Below are 5,267 nucleotides of genomic sequence, written 5' to 3'. Positions count from 1 at the left end.
GTCGTGCCCGCGGCGGCGGACGACGGGCGCCCCCAGGCGGCCCGGCAGCCGGCGCGCACGCCGACCCCGACCCCGACGCCGACGTGCACGCCCGCGAGCCTCGAGGAGCGCGCCGCGGCCGTCCTGGTCGTGGGCCTGCCCGGCGTGACGCGCGCGGACGCCCCGCTCGCGGCCCAGGTCACGGCGCTCGGCGTGGGCGGTGTGTTCCTCTCCGAGAGCAACGTCGTCTCGCGGCGGCAGACGACCGCCCTGACCGCGGGCCTGCGCACGCAGGCGGGCCGCCCGCTGCTGGTCACGACCGACGAGGAGTCCGGGCGCGTCGCCCTCATGCGCACGGTCGTCGGGTCCGGGCCGTCGCCGCGGCGCATGGCCGCCCGGGAGACCCCGCAGGAGGTGCGGGAGCGTGCCGCGCAGACGGGCGCGGTCCTCGCGGAGATCGGCGTCGACGTGGACCTCGCACCCGTCCTCGACCTCGACGACGGCCCGTCGGGCGGCGTCATCGGGGACCGGTCGTTCAGCGCGGACCCGCAGGAGGCCGCCGACTACGGGATCGCGTTCGCCGCGGGCCTCGCCGACGCGGGAGTCGTCCCGACGATCAAGCACTTCCCGGGGCACGGTCGCTCCACCGTCGACTCGCACGCCCGCTCGGCGCTCGTCCCGGCGACGCTCGACGACCTCACCGCGACCGACCTGCTGCCCTTCCAGCAGGCGGTCGACGCGGGCGCACCGGTCGTCATGATGAACCACCTCCAGTACGCCGCGCTCGACCCGGACCTGCCGGCGTCGCTGAGCCCGAAGGCGTACGCGCTGCTGCGCGACATGGGCTTCGAGGGCGTCGCGATCACCGACTCGGTGGGCATGGGTGCGGTGAACCTGCGCTGGGACTTCCCCGAGGCGACCGTGCGGGCCGTCGCCGCGGGGGCGGACGCCGTCCTGACGACCGACGGTGCGCACGCCCAGCGGATGCGCGACGCGCTCGTCGAGGCGGTCCGCACGGGACGGCTCCCCGAGGAGCGGCTCTCGGAGGCTGCCGCGCGCGTCACCGCGCTCGCGGGCGGCGACCCCCGGGCGTTCGGGTGCGTCGACGTCACGCTGCCGACGCTCGACGTGCCGACGGCGGGCCGGCCGACGACCGACCAGCCGACGACCGTGCCGCCCTCCGACGAGGCGACCGCGGCCCTGCCGGCGCCCGACCCCTCCCGCTAGGCCATCACGGGCTGATCGGCGGGGATGCTTGCCCCTGACGCTGCGCTGCCGGGACCATCGGGGGCCCCCTCTCGCCGAGAGCCCATCCGACCCTCGGAGCCGTCATGTCGCAGCAGCCCGTCCCCGCCCGTCCGACCGCCGCGTTCGTCGGCGCGTCCTGGGTCGCCCTGGTCCTCGCCGTGAGCGCGTTCGCGATCGGCCTGTGGAACGCCGGGATGACGGCGTCGGAGAAGGGCTTCTACGGGACGACGCTCCTGCTGGGCCTGTTCTCCGCGATCGCCCTGCAGAAGTCGGTCCGCGACCGCGCCGAGGGGATCCCGGTGACGGGCATCTTCCTGGGCCTGTCGTGGGCGATGGTGCTGACGTCGCTCGTGCTGGTCTCGGTCGGGTTGGCGAACTCGTCGATGACGCTGTCGGAGAAGGGCTTCTACGGACTGGCGTTCGCGATGTCGCTGTTCTCGTCGGTGGCCGTGCAGAAGAACGTCCGCGACCTGGCCGCGGCCAACGCCGCCGCGGGGCCCAAGGCCGTCCCGCACGTGCCGGCGGAGCAGGACGTCCAGACGACCGTCTGGCACTAGCGGGACCCGCGCGGGTCGCCGGGTTGCGGGTCGTGAACCCCTCCGTGGCGGTCCGGGCCGTCCGGTAGATTGCCGCTGCCCGTCGCGCGGCCCTCCCGGGTGCCGCGGCCCGGGCCGCTCGCGGGGTCGACGCGGAGGGGGTGCCTGTGCCGACGATGGCCGACGTCGCGCGGCGTGCCGGCGTCTCCGCGAAGACCGTCTCGAACGTCCTCGCCGGCTACCCGTACATCCGGGAGTCGACGCGCGCGCGGGTGCTCGCCGCGGTCGACGAGCTCGGGTACGAGCTCAACGTCACCGCCCGGAACTTCCGCTCGGGCCGGACGGGCGTCATCGGCCTGGCCGTCCCCGAGCTGGGGCAGCCGTACTTCGGCGAGCTGGCCGACGAGATCCTCGCGGCCGCGCGGCGGCGTGACCTGCGCGTCGTCGTCGACCCGACGGGCTTCACGCGTGAGGGCGAGCTCGCGGCGCTCCGTGAGCCGCGCCGCCGGCTGGTCGACGGCCTGATCTTCAGCCCGGCGACCCTCGTCCAGGCGGACGCCGACCTGCTCGACGGGCTCGGCTACCCGCTGGTGCTGCTCGGCGAGCAGATGTTCTCCGACAAGGTCGACCACGTGACGATGCACAACGTCGACGGTGCCCGGGCGGCGACGGACCTGCTGCTCGACGCGGGTCGCCGGCGGATCGCGGCGATCGGCATGCTGCACGCGCCGACGGCCGGGTCGGCGACGCTGCGGTTCCGCGGCTACCGGGAGGCGCTGGAGGCGCGGGGGATCGCGGTCGACGACCGGCTGCTGGGCTGGGCGGACGAGGGCTGGCACCGGGGGAACGGCGCGCGCGCGATGGCGGCGGTGCTCGACTCCGGGGTCGAGGTCGACGGGGTCGTGGCGTTCAACGACGCGCTGGCCCTGGGGGCGATGTACGAGCTGCAGGTGCGTGGGCGCTCGATCCCGCAGGACGTGGGGGTCGTCGGGTTCGACGACATCGAGGACGCCCGGTACTCGACGCCGGCGCTCACGACGGTCGACCCGGGACGCCGGGACGTCGCGGAGGTCGCGGTGGGGCTGCTCGACCGCCGGCTCGCGGACGTCGCCCGCGGGGTCGTCGGGGGTGCGCCCGTCCTGCACGTCGCCGACATGCGGCTCGTCGAGCGGGGGAGCACTCCGGCGCGTCCGTAGGTCGGGCGGGTGGTGGTCGTTGACACGTCTCGGTCCCGTGGCCACGGTGGTGCCCGCACCGTTCCTTCATCGGTGAAGACACGGTGGTCGAGGAGGTGGCGGCGCGTGCGCCTGACGGGTGAGCACGTCCTGACGATCGACGCCGTGCTCGGCGACGTCGTCGACGTGGGCGAGACGCCGACCGGACGGCGCCGGGTGATCCCGGTCGTCGGCGGCACGGTCGCGGGCCGGGTGGCCGGCGTGGTGCTGCCCGGCGGCGCGGACTGGAACCTCGAGCGGTCCGACGGGTCGTGCGAGCTGTCGGCGCGCTACGAGCTGCGGCTCGACGACGGGTCGGTCGTGTCGGTCGTCAACACCGCGGTGCACGAGGCGTCGCCGCGGCAGCCGATCCTCACGACGCCGCGTTTCGACGTGGGCGACGGCGGGCCGGTGTGGCTGCGGACGGGGGTCCACGTGGGCCTGCTGGTCCTGCGCACGGACGACCGCACCGGGGTCCGGTCGGTGCGCGTCGAGGTGCACCGCGTCGGGGCGGTCGAGTGAGCGACGCGGGCACGACCGGCCGACCGAGCGCGCAGGGGCGGCGCCGGCGCCTGCTCGGGTGATGCGGACCGGCGTCGCAGTCGCCCGGTCGGGACTCCCGAAACTGTCGCGCAAGCGGGTGGCGCGGGACGACGCGCGGACGCCGCCATGGCGCCGGCGGCGGCGCGGTTCCGGTGTTTACATCGGTGGAGATCACCCGTTCGAGTGCCAAATCGTTTCGCTCCGACTTTCGCAACTTTCTTGACCGGTCCACTCCTTGACCCCTCGTGACGGCGGTCGCGAGGGTGGCGACCCGGCGCACTCGCCGACCACCAACCATGACCCGGGAGGGATCGATGACGACCCCACGTCACACGTACGGCCGTGGCCGCCTCGCCGCCGCGTTCGGCGGGCTCGCCGCCGCCACGCTGGCCGTGGCGATCGCCGTGCCGGCCGCGGCCGCGGGCAGCACCCTGCAGGCCGCCGCGTCCGAGAGCGGGCGCTACTTCGGCACCGCCATCGCCGCGAGCAGGCTCGGCGACGGGACGTACACGTCCATCGCCAACCGCGAGTTCAACATGATCACGGCCGAGAACGAGATGAAGATGGACGCCACGGAGCCCAGCCGCGGCCAGTTCAGCTACTCGAGCGGCGACCGCATCGTGAACTGGGCGCGGCAGAACGGCAAGCAGGTGCGCGGTCACGCCCTCGCGTGGCACTCGCAGCAGCCCGGCTGGATGCAGAACCTGTCCGGCACCGACCTGCGCAACGCCATGCTCAACCACGTCACGCAGGTCGCGTCGTACTACAAGGGCAAGATCTACGCCTGGGACGTCGTCAACGAGGCCTTCGCCGACGGCTCGTCGGGCGGGCGTCGCGACTCGAACCTGCAGCGCACCGGCAACGACTGGATCGAGGCCGCGTTCCGCGCCGCCCGGGCCGCCGACCCGAACGCCAAGCTCTGCTACAACGACTACAACACCGACAACTGGTCCCATGCCAAGACGCAGGGCGTCTACACCATGGTCCGGGACTTCAAGTCGCGTGGCGTCCCGATCGACTGCGTCGGCTTCCAGGCGCACTTCAACTCGGGCAACCCGGTCCCGTCGAACTACCACACGACCCTGCAGAACTTCGCCGACCTCGGCGTCGACGTGCAGATCACCGAGCTCGACATCGAGGGCTCCGGCAGCTCGCAGGCCCAGCAGTACCAGGGCGTCGTGCAGGCGTGCCTCGCCGTCGCGCGGTGCACCGGCATCACGGTGTGGGGCGTCCGGGACTCCGACTCGTGGCGCGCCTCGGGGACGCCGCTGCTGTTCGACGGGTCGGGCAACAAGAAGGCCGCCTACACGAGCGTCCTCAACCAGCTCAACGCGGGCGGCACGACCAACCCGAACCCCAACCCGACGACGCCCGTCCCGACGCCGACCACGACCACGCCCCCGCCCACGGGTGGCGGGAGCTGCACCGCGACGTACTCCGAGGGTCAGAAGTGGGGCGACCGGTTCAACGGCACCGTGACGATCCGCGCCAACGGGAACATCAGCGGGTGGACGTCGACGGTGACCGTCCGGTCGCCGCAGAAGATCATCGCGACCTGGAGCGGCTCGCCGTCGTGGGACTCCTCGGGCAACGTCATGACGATGCGGCCCAGCGGCAGCGGCGCGCTGTCCTCGGGCCAGACGACGTCGTTCGGCTTCACGGTCCAGCACAACGGCACGTGGACGTGGCCGAGCGTCACGTGCGCGGCGTCGTGACGGTCTGACGACCGACCCCTCCCGGGGGGGGC

Annotated in this window: 5 protein-coding genes; all 5 read left to right on the top strand. The window is 73.8% G+C overall.

Annotation, left to right across the window (positions count from 1 at the left end; all coding sequences use genetic code 11):
- Positions 1-1,206: glycoside hydrolase family 3 N-terminal domain-containing protein (locus tag CBZ_RS13620; protein WP_130782067.1), on the top strand; the 1,206-nt coding region annotated here is incomplete at its 5' end.
- Positions 1,207-1,310: 104 nt separating this feature from the next.
- Entirely contained in the window at positions 1,311-1,784 is a 474-nt protein-coding gene (yiaA, locus tag CBZ_RS13615; RefSeq protein ID WP_130782066.1) for an inner membrane protein YiaA, read from the top strand.
- 140 nt (positions 1,785-1,924) lie between these two features.
- Positions 1,925-2,959: a LacI family DNA-binding transcriptional regulator gene (locus CBZ_RS13610; RefSeq protein WP_246013375.1), complete on the top strand. Its 1,035-nt coding sequence runs from the start codon at positions 1,925-1,927 to the stop codon at positions 2,957-2,959.
- 105 nt (positions 2,960-3,064) lie between these two features.
- Positions 3,065-3,499 (top strand): DUF3237 family protein, encoded by a 435-nt coding sequence (locus tag CBZ_RS13605; RefSeq protein WP_130782065.1) that lies wholly within the window; start codon positions 3,065-3,067, stop codon positions 3,497-3,499.
- A 335-nt stretch (positions 3,500-3,834) separates the two neighbouring features.
- Positions 3,835-5,235, top strand: coding sequence for a glycoside hydrolase family 10 protein (locus tag CBZ_RS13600; RefSeq protein ID WP_130782064.1), 1,401 nt, complete (start codon positions 3,835-3,837; stop codon positions 5,233-5,235).
- Positions 5,236-5,267: the final 32 nt, after the last annotated feature.

Origin of the sequence: Cellulomonas biazotea (genome assembly GCF_004306155.1) — a bacterium.
In the GTDB taxonomy this organism is placed as follows: domain Bacteria; phylum Actinomycetota; class Actinomycetes; order Actinomycetales; family Cellulomonadaceae; genus Cellulomonas; species Cellulomonas biazotea.
The sequence above is the reverse complement of the archived record's forward strand: the minus strand, read 5'-3'. Positions and strand labels throughout refer to the sequence as shown.